We start from the raw sequence: 18,447 nt of genomic DNA, 5'->3' as shown, positions 1-18,447 counted from the left end.
TCCGGTTGCGAAGCGGTCACGTGTCCTTTGCCGTCACCTCGCGTCGAGGCGGCCTGCGACCTCCGTGGCCCAGTACGTGAGCACGAAGTCGGCGCCCGCGCGGCGGATGCCGGTGAGTGTCTCGAGGATCGTGCGCTCGCGGTCCAGCCACCCGTTGGCCGCAGCCGCCTCGACCATCGAGTACTCCCCGGAGACCTGGTACGCCGCCACCGGCACGTCGGCGGACTCGGCCACCGCACGCAGCACGTCGAGGTAGGCCATCGCAGGCTTGACCATCACCATGTCGGCGCCCTCTTCGAGATCGAGCGCCAGCTCGCGCATGGCCTCGCGGACGTTGGCGCCGTCCTGCTGGTAGGTCTTGCGGTCGCCGCGCAGCTGCGACTCGACGGCCTCGCGGAACGGGCCGTAGAACGCCGAGGTGTACTTCGCCGTGTAGGCGAGGATGCCGGTGTCGACGAGGCCGGCCGCGTCGAGCGCCTCGCGGATGACCCCCACCTGGCCATCCATCATCCCGCTGGGGCCGAGCAGGTGGGCCCCCGCCTCGGCCTGGGCCACCGCCATCTCGGCGTAGACGGCGAGGGTGGCGTCGTTGTCCACCCGGCCCTCGGCGTCGAGGACGCCGCAGTGGCCGTGGTCGGTGAACTCGTCGAGGCAGGTGTCGGCCATGACGACGGTGCTGTCGCCCACCTCGGCACGCACGTCGCGCAGGGCGACGTTCAGCACCCCGTCGGGGTCGACGCCCGCGGAACCGGTGGCATCACGCTTCTCGGGCACCCCGAACAGCATCAGCCCGCCCACCCCGGCGCCGACGGCCTCGGCCGCGGCCTTGCGCAGCGAGTCGCGCGTGTGCTGCACGACGCCCGGCATCGACGCGATCGAGATCGGCTCGGCCGCCCCCTCCTTGACGAACAGCGGGAGCACGAGGTGGCGGGGCCGCAGGTCGGTCTCGGCGACCAGCCGGCGAAGGGCCGGGGTGGTGCGCAACCGCCGGGGCCGGTGGGTGGGAAAAGCCATGAGCCCCAGCGTACGACCGCCGAGGCGGTTCCCACCGGCACCCACTGGCTCAGCGGCGGCGGGCCTTCGCCTTGCGCGGCGGGGGCAGGGCGCCTTCCGCGCGCAGGCGGGCCGCGTGTGCCGCGAGTGCGTCGACCAGCGCGGGCACGCGCGCCTCGTCGGGCTGCACGTCCACCCGCAGGCCGAACTCGCGGGCCGTCTCGGCCGTCTGCGGGCCGATGCACGCGACGATCGTGCGGGCGTGCGGCTTGCCCGCGATACCCACCAGGTTGCGCACGGTGGACGACGAGGTGAAGCACACCGCGTCGAAACCGCCGGTCTTGATGGCCTCACGGACCGGAGCGGGTGGCGGCGCCGCGCGCACCGTGCGGTACGCGGTGACGTCGTCGATCTCCCAGCCACGGTCGCGCAGGCCGGCCGCGAGGGTCTCGGTGGCGATGTCGGCCCGCGGGAGCAGCACCCGGTCCACCGGGTCGAGCACGTCGTCGTAGGGCGGGAAGATGCCGAGCAGGCCCTCGGACGAGGACTCCTGCGCCTCCTCGATCGACGGCACGAGTTCGGGTTTGATGCCGAAAGCGCGCACCTTCTCGGCGGTGGCGGCGCCGACGCAGGCGATCTTCACGCCGGAGAACGCGCGGGCGTCGAGCCCGAACTCGGCGAACTTCTCCCACACCGCGCGGACGGCGTTGGTGGAGGTGAACACCACCCACTGGTAGCGCCCGTCCACCAGGCCCTTGACCGCGCGCTCCATCTGGGTGGGCGAGCGGGGCGGCTCGACCGCGATGGTGGGCACCTCCTCGGCGGTGGCGCCGTGCACGGCGAGCCGGTCGCTCATGGCGCCCGCCTGGTCCTTCGTGCGCGGCACGAGCACCCGCCAGCCGTACAGCGCGCGCGACTCCCACCAGGAGAGCTCGTCGCGCAGGCCGACCTCGTCTCCCACCGTGACGACGAGCGGACCGTCGAGGTCGGAGGCGGCGGACGCCATCGTGGCGAGGGTGCCCTGCACCGTCTTCTGCGTGGTCTGCGTGCCGCTCGCGGTGATGGCGACCGGCGTCTGCGCGGCCACGCCGTGCTCGGCCAGCGAGGACGCGACCTCGGCCAGGTGCGACGCCGTCGCGTGCAGCACGACCGGGCCGGTGGCGGCGGCCAGGCGCGCCCAGTCGACGCCCGCGCGCACGTCGGCCTCGACGTGGGCCGAGCCGAGCGGCACACCCGCGTAGGCGGGCACCGCGGTGCCGGCGGGCACACCGGGGACCACGTCGAACGGGACGCCCGCGGCGGCCACGGCGATGGCCTCCTGCACGACGCTGTCAACCGTCATCGGGTCGCCGCTGACGAGCCTTGTGACGCTGCGGCCCGAGCCGGCCTCGTTCACGAGGTCCTTGGCTACGTCGGCCGGCTGGCCGACCGCGGGGCGCACCTCGGCGCCCTCGGCGACCAGCGCGAGTACGGCCTCGGGTACGTCGGAGTCGGTGACGACCAGCGGTGCGCTCGCGAGGGCGTCCCTCGCGCGCACGGTCAGCAGGCCGGGGTCGCCCGGGCCGCTGCCCACGAAGGCCACCCGTCCCGGGTTGGAAGGTGCTCGGTTCATCTCGGAACTCCCGATCCAGCGGTTCTCGGGAGGGCTTCGAGGCCCCCCATGTCGAGAAGCTCGGCGGCGAGCGCCGCACCCAGCTTCTCGGCGTCGTCCATCTCTCCAGTGACGGAGGCGCGCAGCAGGCCCCCGTCGGTTGTGCCGACCACCGCTCGGAGCGAGACGCGGTCGACCGCGCGCCCGTCGTCATCGAGGTCGGACACCACGTCGGCCAGCGCGCCGACGGGCGCACTGCACCCTGCTTCCAGGGCGGCGAGCACCGCGCGCTCCGCGGTGACGGCGGCCCTGGTGAACTCGTCGTCGAGGACGCCCGTGAGCGCCCTGGCCAGCTCGAGATCGGCCTCGGTGACCGGGACCCGGCACTCGACGGCCAGCGCACCCTGCGCGGGCGCCGGCAGCATCTGCACCGGGTCGAGCAGCTCGGTTGCCTCCCCGATCCGGCCCAGCCTGCGCAGCCCGGCCGCCGCGACGACGACGGCGTCCAGCTCGCCTGCCCGCACCTTGCCGATGCGCGTGTCGACGTTGCCCCTGATCGGGACGACGTCGAAGCCGAGGCCGAGCGCGTCGAGCTGGGCCCGGCGCCGCGGCGAGCCCGTGCCTACCCGCGCGCCCTGCGGCAGCTCGCCGAGCACCTTCCCGTCGCGGGCGACGAGCGCGTCGCGGGGGTCCTCCCGCGGCGGGACGGCCGCGAGGTGCAGCCGCGGGTCGGGCGCGGTGGGCAGGTCCTTGTAGGAGTGCACCGCGACGTCGACCTCGCCGCGCACCAGCGCGTCGCGCAGCGCCGACACGAACACCCCGACACCCAGCTCCGCGACGGGTGCGGCGGACTGGTCGCCGTGGGTGCTGATCTCCACCAGCTCGCACGGGTGCCCGGCCGCGCGGAGCCGCTCGGCGATGTGCCCGGACTGCGCGACTGCCAGCGCGCTCGGCCGGGTGCCGATCTTCAGGGTCGGCTCGGTCATGGCGTCGCCTCCTCGGGGGGCGGGCCGTCCAGGCGCGCCTCCAGCGCACCCAGCACGTCGCCGCTGCGCTGCAGGGCGACGGCTGCGGGGGTCTGCGGGTCGAGCTCGAACAGCGCGCGGAGGGCGGCGGCGTAGCTGTCGCCGTCCGGGCCCTCGGCCAGCCGCTTGACCTGCACCGTCGGCGTGTGCAGAAGCTTGTCGACCACCCGGCGGACGCTGCGGCCGAACTCCTCGCGCACCTTCGTCTCGAGGTCGGGGAGCCGCGAGTCGAGCCGCAGCAGCTCGGCGTCGATCACCTCGGACGCGCGCTTGCGCAGGGCGGTGACGGTGGGCGTGACCTCGGCGGAGCGCTGCGCGGCGAGGTAGGCCTGGGCCTCCTCGGCCACCAGCTCCTGGGCGGCCGCGACGGCGGCTCCCCGGTCCCCTTCGCCGAGCCTGCGTTGCAGGGCGACGAGGTCGATCACGGTGATGCCCGCCAGCTCGGCCACCGACGGGTCGACGTCACGGGGCAGGCCGAGGTCACAGACGGCCAGCGGGCGGCCGGCCCGGGTGACCACCGCACCGGCGACCGCCGTGTGCTCGACGACCGTGCCGACGGCGCCCGTGCAGGCCACCATCACGTCCGCCGCGGCCAGCTCGGCCGCCAGCGACTCCAGTCCGCCGGAACGAGCAGGCGTGCCCTGCCCCGCGATGTTCTGGGCGAGCCGCTCGGCGCGCTCCGGGGTGCGGTTCAGGACGACGACCTCGGCGGCACCCGCCCGGCGCAGGTGCGCTGCGGCGAGGGCGCCCATCGCCCCGGCCCCCACGACCAGCGCGCGGCGCCCGGCGAGGGTGCCGTCCAGCGCGGCCGCGGCGTCGGCGAGGGCCTCGGAGACCACGGACGCGCCCGCGGCGTCGATGCCGGTGCTGGAGTGCACGCGCTTGCCGACGCGCAGGGCCTGCTGGGCCAGCTCGTGCAGCACCCGTCCGACCGTGCCTGCCTCGTCCGCGACGGCGTACGCGGTGCGCAGCTGGCCGAGGATCTGCGCCTCGCCGACCACCATGGAGTCGAGGCCGGACGCGACCGCGAACAGGTGCTGGACGGCCGACCCGGCGTAGTGCACGTAAAAGTGCTCGGTCAGCTCGGTGAGCTGCATCCCGGTCTGCCGGCTCAGCACCGTCGACACGTCGGCGAGACCGCCGTGGAACGCGTCGACGACCGCGTACACCTCGATGCGGTTACATGTGGAGAGCAGCACGGCCTCGGAGACGTGCTCCGCGTGCAGCAGCTCGTCGAGCAGCTTGGGTACCTCGTCAGCCCCGACGGCGGCCCGTTCGAGCACCTCCACCGGGGCGCTGCGGTGCGACAGCCCGACGACCAGAACGGTCACGCCTCCAAACCTCCAGATCCGTTCACCACGTGGCCGTTGAGAGACGAGGGCTGCCCGCCGTTCAGGTTCCGGCGGGCCACGTGGAACGCCAGGATCTGCAGCTCGACGGCGAGGTCGACCTTGCGCAACTCGACCTCACGCGGTACCTGGAGCACCACAGGGGCGAAGTTGAGGATGCAGCGGACACCCGCCGTCACCAGCAGGTCGCACACGCCCTGCGCGGCCGGGCCCGGGGTGGCGATCATGCCGATCGTCACCTCGCGCTCCGAGCACACTGCCGGGATCGCGTCGACGTGCTCGACGAGGATGCCGTTGATGTGGATACCGACGAGGTCGGGGTCGATGTCGAACAGTGCGGCGAGAGGGAAGCCGCGGCCGCTGAACCCGCCGTAGCCGGCCAGCGCGTGGCCGAGGTTCCCGATGCCGACCAGTGCGACGGCCTGCCGATGGTTGAGCCCCAGCGCGAGCTCCAGCCGGTGCTGGAGCGCCGACACCTCGTAGCCGACCCCACGGATGCCGTAGGAGCCGATGTAGGACAGGTCCTTGCGCAGCTTGGCCGGGTTGACGCCGGTGACGGCGGCGAGCTCGTCGCTCGAGACCGTCTCCGCGCCCTGCTCGACCAGCTCGCCGAGCATCCGGAGGTAGACGGCGAGCCGGGCGACACTGGCTTCGGGGATGGACCGCAGCCTCTCGGCGGTCGTATCGTCCGAGCCGGCCTGCGGCGGCTTCGTCACGCTCAACGTCTCCTCGGTGGTGCTGTGCAGGTATCGCCAAGTACGTCGTGCGGGTCGTGCTGTGCCGGTCGTGCTGTGCCGGTCGCGCTGCGCCGGGGCCGGTGCGGACTTCTGGTAACGGCTACCCGAGAGCTTGATGTACCGGAGCCGAATACCCCGGTATCGGGCGTTGACGGCGACTTGATTACACGGTAGTCGCTTGTGAAGGCACGCACAAAGTTGCGATCTTGAGCCGGATCGTGCTCGCACGGGTAGCGCCGCCACCCCGTACCGGTGGTCGCCGCGCGACTGCCGTTCGTCGCAGGCGGTGGTCCTGGCGTGCGGAACGCGAGCCACCGGCAGGACCGCGGGAGACTCCACGCCACCACCCCGACTCACCCGCGCTGATCCCCGACGCGCGGGCTGTCACGCAGGCGTTTCCGCGAGTCGGGGGCTGAGTGCGCGCGAGTCGGGGGCTGGGTGCGCGCGAGTCGGGGTGGGTGGGCGGTGTGATCGATGATCGGCTGTTCGGAGCAGCCGAGCGGAGCGTGCACCAGCCTGGGCGCGGCGGTCAGCGGGCGGCGGACTGTGCGCGGATGAACGGGCTATTCGGCCGTGAAGACCACAGCGTGCCAGCCCGACGCACCGTCGGGCACGGGGTCGGCGTACGCCTCGGTCTGGGTCACGCCGGTCCCGGTGGTGGCCCGGCACTGCACCGTGTGGCTCCCCGCACCGAGATCGAGGTCCGCGCGCCACATCCGCCAGGTGACCCCGCTGACGTCGGTGGCGAGTTCCGCGTCGCGCCACAGGCCGCCGTCCACCCGCACCTCGACGCGGCTGATCCCGTCCGGCTGCGACCAGGCGATCCCGGCCGCCGTGACGCGCCCGGCCCGCACCCGTGCCGACGTGCGCGGCGCGTCGATGCGCGACCCCGTCTTGATCGGGCCCCGCTCCGCCCAGCCGCGCTCCAGCCAGTACCCGGAACGCGCGGCGAACGTCGTCAGCTCCAGGTCGGTGATCCACTTCGTGGCCGAGACGTACCCGTATAGCCCCGGCACGACCATGCGGACCGGGAAGCCGTGCTCGGGCAGCAGCGCCTCACCGTTCATCCCGACCGCGAGCAGGGCTCCCCGGTCGGGCTCCATGAGCACGTCGACGGGCGTGCCCGCGTACCAGCCGTCGACGCTGGTGGCGAACGCCTGGTCGGCCTCCGGGTGGACGCCCGCCTCCATCAGGAGCGCGCGCAGGTCGACGCCGACGAACTCGGCCGTCGAGATCAGGTCGCCCCCCACCGGGTTGGACACGCACGTCATCGTGATCGTGCGCGCGACGAGCCCCCGGGCCATCAGGTCGTCGAAGGTCAGGTTCACCTCCCGGTCGACCATGCCGTGTATCCGCAGCCGCCAGTCCTGCGCGGACATGCGCGGGATCCGCAGCGCGACGTCGATCCGGTAGAAGTCCGCGGCCTGCGTGAGGAACGTGGGCGTGCCGACCTCCGGGAAGGCCGCACCGGGCGGGATCGCGGAGGCCTGGGCGAACCCGGCGGCCGCCAGCCTGGCCGTGACCATCTGGCGGGAGTCGCCCGCGCCCCGGACGAGCAGGGCCCCGGCCCCGCCGGCGAGCAGCGACGCCGCCCCGACGGCGGACGCCCCGAGCAGCACGGTCCGCCGCGACATCCCGCCGTCCTCCGCGCGCACCTCGTCGGCCGCGCGGCGCAGTGCGAGCGCGTGCAGCCTGCGCATGACGGTGAGGCCGGCGGCGAGTGCCGCCGCGGGCGCGAGCAGGTCGAGCGGCGCGAAAGCCGGCATGGCGGCGACCGCCGCGAACCCGAGCAGACCGAGCACCGCTACCACGACGGCGCCAGGGGTGGAGCTACGGCGCGAGGCGAGTCCCGCCCCCGCGGCCACGGCGGCGATCACCACCGCCATGCCGGCGAGCAGCACCGTCTTGTCCGCCGTGCCGAACGCGGACTTGGCGAACTCGGTGAGCCCCTGCGGCGAGAGCCGGACGACGGCGTCGCCGACCGCCAGGAATGGTGAGGACGGGGGCGAGACGATCCCGGCAACCAGGTGGCCTGCGGCCAGCGCGGCCCCGACCGATAGCAGCCCCACGAGCGCCCCTGTACCGGCCGGGACGGACGGCGAGGACGGACGCGCGGGCCGGACCTCCGTGGTGCTCACCGGAACAGTGTGGACCTTCCGCGCCCGTCAGCGCCCTCACTGGGCGAGCGCGGCCCGCAGCCGGGGCTCCTCCACCCGCCAGAAGCCGTGCTCGCTCCCGTCGACCATGATCACCGGGACGTTGTCGCCATACTCGGCGCGTAGCTCGGGGTCGGCGTCGACGTCCACCGCAGCCCACCCGACGCCCAGGTCGGCGCAGATGCGGGCCACATCGGCGGCGGCAACCTCGCAGAGGTGACAGCCCTCCCGGGTGTAGAGGACCACCCGCTGGCCACCGGGCGGCTCCGTCATGCCCGCCCCGCGAGCTGACGCCGCGCCACCTTGCCGGTGGGCGTTCGCGGCAGCGCGTCGACGAACTCGACGACCGTGGGCACCTTGAACCGGGCGAGGCGTTCGGCGCAGTACGCGAGCACCTCCGTCTCGGTGAGCTCGGCGCCCTCGGCCCGCACGACCACGGCCTTGACCGCCTCGCCGCTGCGCTCGTCCGGCACGCCGACCACCGCGGACTCCGCCACGGCAGGCAGCTCCTCGAGCACCTGCTCCACCTCGCGCGGGTACACGTTGAAGCCGTTGACGATCACGAGGTCCGACGAGCGGTCGACGAGGCGCAGGTCGCCGTCGGCGTCGAGGAACCCGACGTCGGCCGTGCGGAACCAGCCGTCGGCGTCCGGGCCGCCCGCCCCGTCGGGCCAGTACCCGGAGAACAGGTTCGGCCCGCGGGCGGCGACCAGCCCGGTGTCCTGTGCCGGGTCCGACACGTCCTCGTCGAGCTCCTCCGGATCGGGCTCGGTGGCGGCGTCGATCGGGTGTCCCTCGGCGTCCACCAGCCGCAGCTCGATGCCCGGCAGCGGCCGCCCGACCGAACCCGGCTTGACCTCCACCCCGACCGCGTTGGTCGTGAGGACCGGCCCGGTCTCGGTGAGCCCGTAACCCTCGTGGATGGGCAGGCCGGTGACCTTCTCGAAGTCGGCGAGCAGCTCCGGGGGCAGCGGAGCGCCACCGGACGTGCAGAGCCGCAGGCTCGCCGTCGCGTCCCGCAGCTCGTCGGGCTGCAACCGCTCCAGCAGCGCCCGGAACATCGATGGCACGCCCGCCATCCCGCTCACCCGGTGCCGCACGAGCACGTCCGCGACCTGCGCCGCGTCGAAGCGTTCCGTGAGGACGACGGTGGCGCCTGCCCAGCACACCTGGAGGAAGCCCGCCGCCAGCCCGAAGATGTGGAACAGCGGGAGGGTCAGCAGCACCCGGTCCACCGGGAGCACCGGCGCGGGACGCAGGGCTGCGGCCTGGGCCCGGTTGGCGAGCAGGGCGCGGTGGGAAAGCCGCACGCCGCGCGGGCTCCCGGTCGTGCCGGAGGTGTAGACGAGCAGCGCGATCTCCTCGCCACCTCGTCCTTGATCAGGCACCGGGCCCGAGGGGCGGGCCGCGGGGTCGGGCGGAGGCAGCAGCCGGGTACCTGCCGATGATCCACAAAGCGCAGCCACGTCGTCACCCTCCGCAGCCACGATGACGGCGGGGCTGCAGTCCGCGAGGATGACCTCCAGCTCTCTGGCCACCGCGACCGGGCCGGTCGGCACGGCGATCGCCCCCGCCCGGAGCGCGCCGAGCACCGTTATGCAGAACCCCGCGCCGTTGGCGAGCCTGACCACCACCCGGTCGCCCGGACCCGCCCCCTCTCGCGCCAGGCGCTGCGCCTCGGCCGACACCGCGGCGTCGAACTCGGCCCACGAAAAAGTGAATTCGCTGGTCACGTCGACGATCGCCGGATCATCGGGCGTGCGGGCCGCCGCCCGGGCGACCAGGTCGGCCACGTGCGACGGCGCCTCGGCCAATGGGCTGCTGGTCGGACTCTCCACGGTTCTCCCAGGGTCGGCGCTGCACCGGACGGCCTCGTCGCCGAGTCTGGCACGAACCGGGTGGCGCGGCGGAAACGACGTTCGTCGCGCCCCACGCCACCAGGGAGACCGCGACTCGCCTCAGCGGGTGACGCTGACCGCGCGTAACCAGCCGCTCACCGGAACCCCCCGAAGGCGAACGGTGGTGCGTGCTTCGCCACATGAGCGCGGTCGTATGCTCCGCCGCTACAGCCAGCTCAACGGCCCGACGCACGCGATCGTCGCGAGACTCACCCAAGGGAGTGGCATGCAGCTTGTTGCCGCCAGAGCACTGCGGACTCCGCAGCGTCCTGTCCGACACGGTTGCAGGGCCGACCGGGAGTCATGACCAGCCCCATGCGACAGCCTCGGCTGCTCCCCACCGAGACCGCCCGCCCCCCAGCGGGTGGAGAGGTAGAGATGCCCCCGACCACAGCTCCCCGCGTCGGTGCGCCTCCCGGTCCCACCAGACAGGCGCCCGCCCCCGGTCCCCCGTTCCCCCGGCCCCGCGCGCACAGCCCCGCGGTCGCCGGATCCCCCGACCGCCGCCCCGACACCGCCGACGCCGGCCCGGACGAGCCCGTGACTGCCACCGCACAATTCGACGGCCCCGCAGAGCATCACGACGAGACCGGGGCGTGGGCCCTGGTCAAGGCGTCGCAGGAAGGGGACATGGTCGCCTTCGGCGACCTGTTCGACCGCTACTACGACGTCGTCTTCCGCTACGTCCTGTTCCGCATGGGTGATCGCACCCTTGCGGAGGACATCACGCAGGAGACCTTCGTCAGGGCGCTGCGGCGGATCACGTCGGTCAGCTATCAGGGCCGCGACATCGGCGCGTGGTTCGTCACGATCGCGCGCAACCTGATCTTCGACCACGTGAAGTCGAGCCGGTACCGGCTGGAGCAGACCACGAACGACATCGTGGAGCTCTCCCCCAGTACCAACGGCCCCGAGCAGCAGGTGCTCGACGGCGCCACCAACGACGAGCTGCTGCGCTGCGTCCGCAAGCTCAACCCGGACCAGCAGGAATGCATCCAGCTCCGGTTCCTGCAGGGCCTCTCCGTGGCCGAAACGGCCGAAAGGATGGACCGCAACGAGGGGGCCGTCAAGGCTCTTCAGCACCGTGCGGTCCGCCGGCTCGCCCAGCTGCTGCCGGAGGGCCTCCGATGAAACGACGCCATATCGCACGCCGCGCCGCGCGCGTTACGGGTGCGGCGAACGAACGACTCAATGCGGTGAACGGTCTGCAGCCCGTAACCGACGACCGGGCCGGTCGTTGTACGGCTGAACGTCGCGCCACGCCCGACCGTGGCGCGGGGACTGACAGCGCAGGTGTGCAGTGAGGACGGCCAACATGCCCGCCGGACAGGGCAAGGACGCAGAGCGGTTCGCCGCCGCCGTGGAGCAGGGGACACCCCTCGGCTTCGCGGGCGACGACGAACTCGCGCGAGAGCTGGAGATCGTGGCGATGCTGCGGTCGGCGGGGCCGGCGTTCACGCCGGACCCCGACGCGAAGGCGCGCGCCAGGCAGCGGCTCATGGCCCTCGTCGCCGAGCAGGGAGAGCAGCGCGGGAGCGGCCGGGCGACGGTCGCGCCGCCGACTCCTGAGGAGACGACGGCCCCGATGGGCCGCGTGCTGGAAGCCTCGTTCCCGACTCCGCGTGCGGAGGTCGACACCGCCGCGGAGACCACGCAGCTGGCCCCGGTCACACCCGGGCAGCCCGTTGCCGAGGACGAGGTCGACGAAGCCGCGGAGACCACGCCGACGACCCCGACGGCCGCTCCGAGCGGGCGTCCCGGACGCCGGGCGCGGCACAGCGTCGCGAACCGGCCGGCCGGGCGGGCCCGGAGCTCGCGGCGGCCTGCGCCGAGCATGCGGCGGCGGGTTGTCCTAGTGGGCACGGCCGCGCTCGTCATGATGCTCGCTCTGACCGGCGGTGGAGTCCTCGCCAGCCGGAACGCGCTCCCCGGCGACACTCTCTACGCGCTCAAGCGGGTCGCCGAGTCGGCGGAGCTGGCCCTCACCTTCGACGAGGCGGCGAAGGCCGAGCGCCACCTCGAGATCGCCGGGACCCGGCTGTCCGAGGTCGAGCAACTGGTCGCGCGCGACACCCAGGTCACCGACCCCGAGGTGTACAGAGCCGCCATCCAGGAGTTCGACACCGCCACCGGCGAGGGCTCCCAGCTGCTGCTCACGGCCGCCCAGAGCGGCGGGGACACCGGGCAGCTCGACTCGCTGCACACGTGGGTGGCCGAGCAGTCGGCCCGGCTGACGCAGCTGCGCCCGGCCCTGCCCGTCCCGGCGGCGGCCAACGCGGACGGCTCGATCCAGCTGCTCGACCTGCTCCTCGGGCGCACCGAGGCGCTGGGCGCGCGCTCCGCCTGCTCGGAGTCCGGTGCAGGTGGCAACCTGCTCGGCCCGGTGCCGGCCGAGGGCGACTGCACGCCGCGTTCGGTGAACCAGAGCGGCCCCGACACCCCGAACCCGGGTCGCACCGGCAACCCGGCGACACCCGGCTCGCGGACCCCGGCACCGTCCGGCACCGAGGCACCGTCGGGCACCCCGAGTCAGACCCCGAGCGGGGAACAGCCTGGGCTGCTTCCCGACCTCGGCCTGAACGGCCCGTCGTCGGGCGGGTCGGAAGATGGGGAGTCCGAGGGAGGCAGCTCGCCGACCGAGTCGAAGGCGCCAGGGCCGGGTGGGGCCGGTGCCGGCGGTGTCAACGTGCCGCTCCCGCTGCTCCCGCCGGTCACGCTGCCGCCGCTGCTGCCCGGCATGCCGCCCATCACGATCGGCTGACCTGGGGATCGGCTGACCTGGGCTAACCGGATCCACGAAGGCCGTCGCGGACACACCCTCCGCGGCGGCCTTCCTCGTACCGCGGGCGCGGCCGGGCACCCTTCAACAGTGTCTGGACCGGACCCGTTCGATGCGAGGGCGCCGTTAGGGTGGTTGAACGAGTACCCGCTACCGGAGGCCCGCACGTGGTTGGAGAAGTAGATCCCCCCGAGCCCCTGACGCCCACCGGTTCGGGCGAGCTGAGTGGGGCCACGGAGACACCAGGGGTCGTCGAATCCGCCACGTCGGTGGACCCCGCGAAACGGGCCGGTGAGGCCGCCGCCGCGGCAGCCGTCGCGGCGGGCGACAGCAGCCCGGCGGACGTCCCGCTGACCGACTTGACGGCGGCTGCGTTCTTCGACGTCGACAACACGATGATGGTCGGCGCCTCGATCTTCCATTTCGCCCGCGGGCTCGCGGCGCGCAAGTTCTTCACCACCGCCGACCTCGCCGGCTTCGCCTGGCAGCAGCTCAAGTTCCGCATCGGCGGCCGGGAGACCGCCTACTCCACCACCACCGGCCGCGACACAGCCCTCTCCTTCGTGGCCGGCCGCCCCGTCGCCGAGATCACCGCGCTCGGCGAGGAGATCTACGACGAGCTGATGGCCGACCGGATCTGGGCGGGCACCCGCGCGCTCGCGCAGATGCACCTCGACGCCGGCCAGCGGGTGTGGCTGGTCACGGCCACACCCGTGGAGCTCGCGCTGATCATCGCCCGCAGGCTCGGGCTCACCGGTGCGCTGGGCACCGTGGCCGAGAGCGTCGACGGGCACTACACGGGCCGGCTCGTCGGGGAGATCCTGCACGGCCCGGCCAAGGCCCACGCCGTGCGCGCGCTGGCCGTCACGGAGGGCCTCGACCTGCGCCGGTGCAGCGCGTACTCCGACTCGGTCAACGACGTGCCAATGCTCTCCTCGGTCGGCACCGCGGTCGCCGTCAACCCCGACTCGGAACTGCGCGACGTGGCCAAGGAACGCGGGTGGCAGATACGCGACTTCCGCACGGGCCGCAAGGCCGCCCGCATCGGCGTGCCGTCGGTGCTCGGCGCCGGCGCGCTGGCCGGGGCCGTCGCGGCCGGGCTGGCGTACCGGAAGCGCTAGCCGAAGAACGCGTTGCGGCGCTGGCTCAGCAGCCGGTAGAGGGTGTGCTGGATGGTCTCGCGCACCTGGTCGGTCAGGTTGAAGACCGTCATCGGGTCGTCGGCGTCGGCCGGGTCGATGCCGTCGGTGCTGATCGGCTCACCGAACTCGATGTACCACTTGGACGGCAGCGGCACGAGCCCGAGCGGCCCGAACAGCGGGAACAGGGGTGTGACCGGGAAGTACGGGGCGCCGAACAGCCGGGCGAGCGGCTTGATGTCGCCGATCTTCGGGTAGATCTCCTCCGCCCCGACGATCGCGGCGGGGATGATCGGCACACCGGTGCGCAGCGCGGCCGACACGAAACCGCCACGGCCGAAGCGCTGCAGCTTGTAGCGGTCGTGGAACGGCTTGCCGATGCCCTTGAACCCCTCCGGCCAGACGCCGACGAGCTCGCCGGAGGCCATGAGGCGCTCGGCGTCCGGGTTGCAGGCGAGAGTGCTGCCCTGCTTGCGGGCCAGCGAGCCGACCACCGGCAGGCGGAACATCAGGTCCGCGCCGAGCATGCGCAGGTGCCGCCGCGACGGGTGGTCGTCGTGCAGGGCGACGGCCGTCATCAGAGAGTCCAGCGGGAAGGTGCCGGAGTGGTTGGCCACGACGAGCGCCCCGCCCACGTCCGGCACGTGGTGCATGCCGATCGTCTCCACCCGGAACCAGTTGCGGTAGAGCGGGCGCAGGGCGGGCAGGATCACGTTCTCGGTGAGGTCGGGGTCGAAGCCGAACTCGTCCACCGCGTACTCGCCCGACATGCGCCTGCGCAGGAACGCGAGAACGTTCGCGAGTTCCTCCTCCCACGGAGCCGGCCCGGCGTCCTCCGGAGCCGTGTCGTCGGCTGCCATCGGCTCGGGCGCCGGTTCGGGCTCCCGGCGGGGCTGCGCGACCGCCCGGTTCCCGAGGTTCCAGCGGGCGCGGCCACCGGACTCGTCTGCGTGCAGCGGGATGACCCTGGCTTCCGACACGGTCTGTCCCTCCTCCTGGTTACGGCACGTGAGTGTGGGTACGGGGGCGCGACGTCATCGGAGCGTCCTCGCTGCTGCGAGCACCCGGCGTTCCAGCATCTCGAAGCGCTCGGGGTCGATCACGGGGCGCAGCGCACGGCCGCGCACGTAGTCGTCGAAGGCCTGGACGGTGGTCCAGCGCGGGGTGAAGTCGAACTGGCCCCGCAGCCTGGCGTTGTCGACCACCCGCCCGAAGTTCAGCAGCCGCATCTGTTCGGGGGAGAAGTCGACGAGGCGGGCGCCGCGGAAGATCCTGCTCACGGGCCCCACCGCGCTGCTCGGCACCGGGATCGGCACGCGCCCGGCCCTGCGGATCGCCTGCGAGAGGAGCAGCACGCCGTCAGCGGCGACGTTGAAGACGCCGGGGATCTCCTCGCTCGCGGCCCGCTCCAGCACGGCCAGCGCGTCCTCCTCGTGCAGGAGCTGGACGCGCGCGTCGTAGCCGAGCACCGTCGGCACCACTGGCAGCGCAAAGTAGCGGGTGAAGACGGTGTCGATGCGCGGGCCGATGAAGTTCGAGAACCGCAGGACGGTGACGGACACGTCGGGACGGCGCCGGGCGAACCCGCGCAGGTAACCCTCGATCTCGACGGCGTCCTTGGCGTAGCCGCCGGGCGGGAGGTCCTTCGGCGTCATCGTCTCGTCGAACAACGCGGGGTCGCGCGGGCTGGAGCCGTAGACGGCGGTGGTGGACTTGAGCACCAGCCGCCGCACCGACGGCGCCTTCTGGCAAGCCGCGAGCAGCTGCATCGTGCCGATGACGTTCATCTCCTTCATCGCCGTGCGGCCGCCGGATGTGCCCGGGTTGGCCGATAGCGATGCGTGAACGACGGTGTCGACGGACGCGGTGGAGATGACCTTCGAGATCAGCGGGTTGCGGATATCGGCACGGATGAACTCCGCGCGCCCCATCCGGCGCAGCAGGTCGCGTGGTGGCGGCACGGTGTCCACGCCGAGAACGCGGTCGATGGCGGGGTTCGCCGCCAGGCGGGCGGCGAGGTGACCACCGAGGAACCGGCTGACCCCGGTGACGAGCACGACGGATGGCGGCACAGACCCAACCTCAGGTGCGCGAGTGGACGGGGCGAGTGCCCGATGCTAGACCTGTGGGAGGCGCCCTTCAGGGCCTGAACGGCCGGACGTGAGCCGTTCCACCGGCAGGAAGCGCAATCCAACCCGTCCGGAGGAACATGCGAAGCGGCCGGCGGAGCCCGCCGGCCGCTCGGAGGGTGCTCGAGTCTTCAGCACCCTCCTCGGTCACTTGCCGAGCTTGCGACGCTGCACGCGGGTCTTGCGGAGGAGCTTGCGGTGCTTCTTCTTCGACATCCGCTTGCGGCGCTTCTTGATGACCGAGCCCATACGTGGCGGCCTTCCTGGTGATGGCGTGACCCGGCGGGCCACTTCGTGGAGGTGCACCAGGCCGCATGCGGCGCAGGCGCGCACGGGCCGGGCGATGACCGAGCGCCCACTCTACCGGGGAGTTCTCGCCGCTCCGCGCCCACCGGTGGCCAGGTGGCGAATTGACAGCGCCGGTAGGTCAGCCGGCGTCGAAGTAGGCGCTGCGCAGGTAGTCCTCAACAGCGCGCTTCGGCACCCGGAACGAGCGTCCGACCCGCGCGGCCGGCAGGTCGCCGCCGTGGACCAGCCGGTAGACCGTCATCTTGGAGACCCGCATCATGGCTGCGACCTCGGCCACCGTCAGGAACTGCACCTCGGCAAGGGGGATCTCAGAGGGCTCGGACGGCATCCGATCACCGCTTTCGTGGTCTCACCGGACGTGCCGGGCTCCGTAGCCGGGGCCGCGGCTGCTGATGTTCCCGGTGAGCTTAGCGGTGCCGGTGTGACTAGATCGAGGGGCCGTTGCACCCTGGAGCGGAATACAGGCTCGCGTCAGGGTGAGGCGCGGTCGACCGATCGGGCGTACCTCGCGATGTTTCGTCACCGCTGTCCGGCTTACTGCACGGCCGGGTGATCAGCGGCGGCGATGTTGTCGGGGGCTCGGGGCTTCGTGGCGTCGGGGTCAGGGGCGCGCCGCGGCCCGGCCCAGCTCCACCGAGCGGTCCCGCGCCGCCTCGATCGCCGCGATCAGCGCCGCACGCACGCCGTGCTTCTCGAGCTCGCGGATCGCCGCGATCGTCGTGCCCGCGGGCGACGTGACCGCCTCCCGAAGGATCACCGGGTGGTCGTTGGACTCGCGGAGCATGCGCGCCGCCCCGAACGCCGACTGCACGATGAGGTCGGCTGCGACCGCACGTGGCAGACCGAGCAGGATCCCGGCGTCGATCATCGCCTCGACGAGGAAGAAGAAGTACGCGGGACCGGAGCCCGACAGCGCCGTCACCGCGTCCTGCTGCGACTCCGGCACCCGCACGACCCGGCCGACCGACGCGAGCAACTTCTCCACGGCAGCCAGCTGGTCCTCGGTCGCATGCGTGCCGGGCGAGATGGCGCTCATCGCCTCGCCCACGAGCATCGGGGTGTTGGGCATGACCCGGACAACCGGCGTCCCGGCCGGCAGCGCCCCCTCGAACAGCGACGTCGGCAGCCCGGCGCACAGCGACACCACGAGCGTGCCCTCCCGCAGTGCGGGGGCCAGCTCGGCGAGGACGGGCACGATGTCCTGGGGCTTGACGGCCACCACGACGATGTCGGAGCGCTCCGCCGCTGTCGGCACGTCGACGGCCGCCACGCCGTGGCGCGCGGTCAGCTCCGCCGCCCGCTCCGGGTGCCGCTCTGTGAACACCAGCTCGTCGGGGGTGCGCCCGGCGGCGAGCAGCCCCGCCAACAGCGCCTCACCGATCTTCCCCGCTCCGAGCACCGCGATCCGCGTCATGCGGGTGACGGTAGCCCTGTCCGCTTGAGCCTCAGCCACCCAATGGGGCCAGCGCGAGCTGGCGGGCCTGCGCCACCAGCCGTCCCGCCGCGTCGACCACCGTCACGTCCTCGTCGAACCAGGCGCCCGCCACGGACGCCGAACGCGACTCGATCCGCAGCCATCCCGGCGCCGGGTGAGCCCGCAGCAGCGCCGTGAGCTGCACGGTGGGAGCCCAGCCGAACCGGCCGCCGACGTTGAACACCGTGGGCGGCAGGATGTCGCCCGCGAGGAGCGCGAACAGCACGTCCGCGGGTTCCCCTCGGGGACGCGCCCAGCCCCGCAGCACCGGCGGCCCCTGCTCGCCCCGGACGAACGCGAAGGTCCGGGTGTCGAAACGCAGCTCGCAGGACGCGGCGAGCCCCAACATCGGGCCCGCCGCCGGGTCGGTGGCATCGGCGGGCGGTTCGGCCGGCATCCCGGGCAGGTCGCTCCAGCGGGCCTCGTCCTCCGGGAGGCGGCCCGCGGTCAGGGTGGCCGCCAGCACCGGTCTGCCGTCCTGGTGCATCCGCACCGCCACCACCGATGCGGTGCGGCCGACCTTCAGCACCTCGGTCCGCAGCTCGACGGGCCCGGGGTCGGGAGCGCGGAGGAAGTCGGCGGCGATCGCGAGGGGGTCGGGCGCCGCGCCGGGGGCATCGGCCTCGATCCGAGCCAGTCCGGCCTTGGCCAGCAGCACGAGCAGGAGGCCGCCGTGCGCCTTCGGGCCGACGGTCCAGCGGCCACCCAGCTCGGCGGCATAGCGCCCGTCCCCGAGCGCGTCGATGCCGGTCGCGTCGCGGAACGGCCGCCCGGCAGCAGGACTTACGGCTGCGGTGTCCCCCGCGGCGGCCTGGGCGGTCACGAGGCCGCCCTCCAGCCGATCGGGCATCGGAAACGCATTACTCAG

17 protein-coding genes are annotated in these 18,447 nt (G+C 73.2%); 3 read left to right on the top strand and 14 right to left on the bottom strand.

All coding sequences use genetic code 11. The annotated features are described in order from the left end of the window. Positions 1-33 precede the first annotated feature (33 nt). The 8 genes from hemB to ABD143_RS29615 all read right to left on the bottom strand — a co-directional run bounded on the left by hemB (position 34) and on the right by ABD143_RS29615 (position 9,689). The gene (hemB, locus tag ABD143_RS29650) at positions 34-1,014 is read right to left on the bottom strand and encodes a porphobilinogen synthase (protein ID WP_343984745.1); all 981 of its coding nucleotides are present in this window, start codon (positions 1,012-1,014) and stop codon (positions 34-36) included. Between the two features lie 49 nt (positions 1,015-1,063). Beyond that, positions 1,064-2,605, bottom strand: coding sequence for a bifunctional uroporphyrinogen-III C-methyltransferase/uroporphyrinogen-III synthase (locus ABD143_RS29645; protein WP_343984744.1), 1,542 nt, complete (start codon positions 2,603-2,605; stop codon positions 1,064-1,066). Further along, the gene (hemC, locus tag ABD143_RS29640) at positions 2,602-3,570 is read right to left on the bottom strand and encodes a hydroxymethylbilane synthase (RefSeq protein WP_343984743.1); all 969 of its coding nucleotides are present in this window, start codon (positions 3,568-3,570) and stop codon (positions 2,602-2,604) included. Before hemC ends, ABD143_RS29645 begins: the two co-directional genes overlap by 4 nt. Then, on the bottom strand, positions 3,567-4,940 hold the full coding sequence (locus ABD143_RS29635) for a glutamyl-tRNA reductase (RefSeq protein WP_343984742.1): 1,374 nt from the start codon (positions 4,938-4,940) through the stop codon (positions 3,567-3,569). The genes hemC and ABD143_RS29635 overlap by 4 nt, the downstream gene beginning before the upstream one ends. Continuing rightward, complete coding sequence (locus ABD143_RS29630; protein ID WP_343984741.1) at positions 4,937-5,674, bottom strand: redox-sensing transcriptional repressor Rex; 738 nt, start codon at positions 5,672-5,674, stop codon at positions 4,937-4,939. The genes ABD143_RS29635 and ABD143_RS29630 overlap by 4 nt, the downstream gene beginning before the upstream one ends. Positions 5,675-6,258: 584 nt before the next feature. Beyond that, entirely contained in the window at positions 6,259-7,833 is a 1,575-nt protein-coding gene (locus ABD143_RS29625; protein ID WP_343984740.1) for a molybdopterin-dependent oxidoreductase, read from the bottom strand. 36 nt (positions 7,834-7,869) lie between these two features. Beyond that, complete coding sequence (locus ABD143_RS29620; RefSeq protein WP_343984739.1) at positions 7,870-8,124, bottom strand: glutaredoxin family protein; 255 nt, start codon at positions 8,122-8,124, stop codon at positions 7,870-7,872. Next, complete coding sequence (locus ABD143_RS29615) at positions 8,121-9,689, bottom strand: AMP-binding protein (RefSeq protein ID WP_343984738.1); 1,569 nt, start codon at positions 9,687-9,689, stop codon at positions 8,121-8,123. Before ABD143_RS29615 ends, ABD143_RS29620 begins: the two co-directional genes overlap by 4 nt. Positions 9,690-10,289: 600 nt before the next feature. On the opposite strand from ABD143_RS29615, the gene ABD143_RS29610 reads away from it, so the two are divergent. The 3 genes from ABD143_RS29610 to ABD143_RS29600 all read left to right on the top strand — a co-directional run bounded on the left by ABD143_RS29610 (position 10,290) and on the right by ABD143_RS29600 (position 13,649). Continuing rightward, positions 10,290-10,880, top strand: coding sequence for a sigma-70 family RNA polymerase sigma factor (locus ABD143_RS29610; RefSeq protein WP_343984737.1), 591 nt, complete (start codon positions 10,290-10,292; stop codon positions 10,878-10,880). Positions 10,881-11,064: 184 nt separating this feature from the next. Then, the gene (locus ABD143_RS29605) at positions 11,065-12,510 is read left to right on the top strand and encodes a DUF5667 domain-containing protein (protein ID WP_343984736.1); all 1,446 of its coding nucleotides are present in this window, start codon (positions 11,065-11,067) and stop codon (positions 12,508-12,510) included. A gap of 287 nt (positions 12,511-12,797) precedes the next feature. Beyond that, entirely contained in the window at positions 12,798-13,649 is an 852-nt protein-coding gene (locus ABD143_RS29600) for an HAD family hydrolase (RefSeq protein ID WP_343984735.1), read from the top strand. On the opposite strand, the gene ABD143_RS29595 is transcribed toward ABD143_RS29600, so the two are convergent. From ABD143_RS29595 to ABD143_RS29570, 6 genes are all read right to left on the bottom strand, one after another. Beyond that, positions 13,646-14,647 carry a lysophospholipid acyltransferase family protein gene (locus tag ABD143_RS29595; protein WP_379660025.1) on the bottom strand — a complete coding sequence of 334 codons (1,002 nt, stop codon included), beginning with the start codon at positions 14,645-14,647 and terminating at the stop codon, positions 13,646-13,648. The genes ABD143_RS29600 and ABD143_RS29595 overlap by 4 nt on opposite strands. Positions 14,648-14,701: 54 nt before the next feature. Then, positions 14,702-15,739 (bottom strand): NAD-dependent epimerase/dehydratase family protein, encoded by a 1,038-nt coding sequence (locus ABD143_RS29590; RefSeq protein WP_343984734.1) that lies wholly within the window; start codon positions 15,737-15,739, stop codon positions 14,702-14,704. A gap of 204 nt (positions 15,740-15,943) precedes the next feature. Next, on the bottom strand, positions 15,944-16,045 hold the full coding sequence (locus tag ABD143_RS29585) for a 30S ribosomal protein bS22 (RefSeq protein WP_010241351.1): 102 nt from the start codon (positions 16,043-16,045) through the stop codon (positions 15,944-15,946). Between the two features lie 178 nt (positions 16,046-16,223). Further along, positions 16,224-16,433, bottom strand: coding sequence for a helix-turn-helix domain-containing protein (locus tag ABD143_RS29580; protein WP_343984733.1), 210 nt, complete (start codon positions 16,431-16,433; stop codon positions 16,224-16,226). Positions 16,434-16,706: 273 nt separating this feature from the next. Beyond that, the gene (gene proC / locus ABD143_RS29575) at positions 16,707-17,519 is read right to left on the bottom strand and encodes a pyrroline-5-carboxylate reductase (RefSeq protein ID WP_343984732.1); all 813 of its coding nucleotides are present in this window, start codon (positions 17,517-17,519) and stop codon (positions 16,707-16,709) included. A 31-nt stretch (positions 17,520-17,550) separates the two neighbouring features. After that, positions 17,551-18,429, bottom strand: a complete 879-nt coding sequence (locus ABD143_RS29570) for a thioesterase family protein (protein ID WP_343984731.1) — start codon at positions 18,427-18,429, stop codon at positions 17,551-17,553. Positions 18,430-18,447: the final 18 nt, after the last annotated feature.

Source organism: Pseudonocardia aurantiaca, assembly GCF_039526725.1.
GTDB lineage: Bacteria > Actinomycetota > Actinomycetes > Mycobacteriales > Pseudonocardiaceae > Pseudonocardia > Pseudonocardia aurantiaca.
This window is presented reverse-complemented; position numbering and strand designations above follow the sequence as displayed.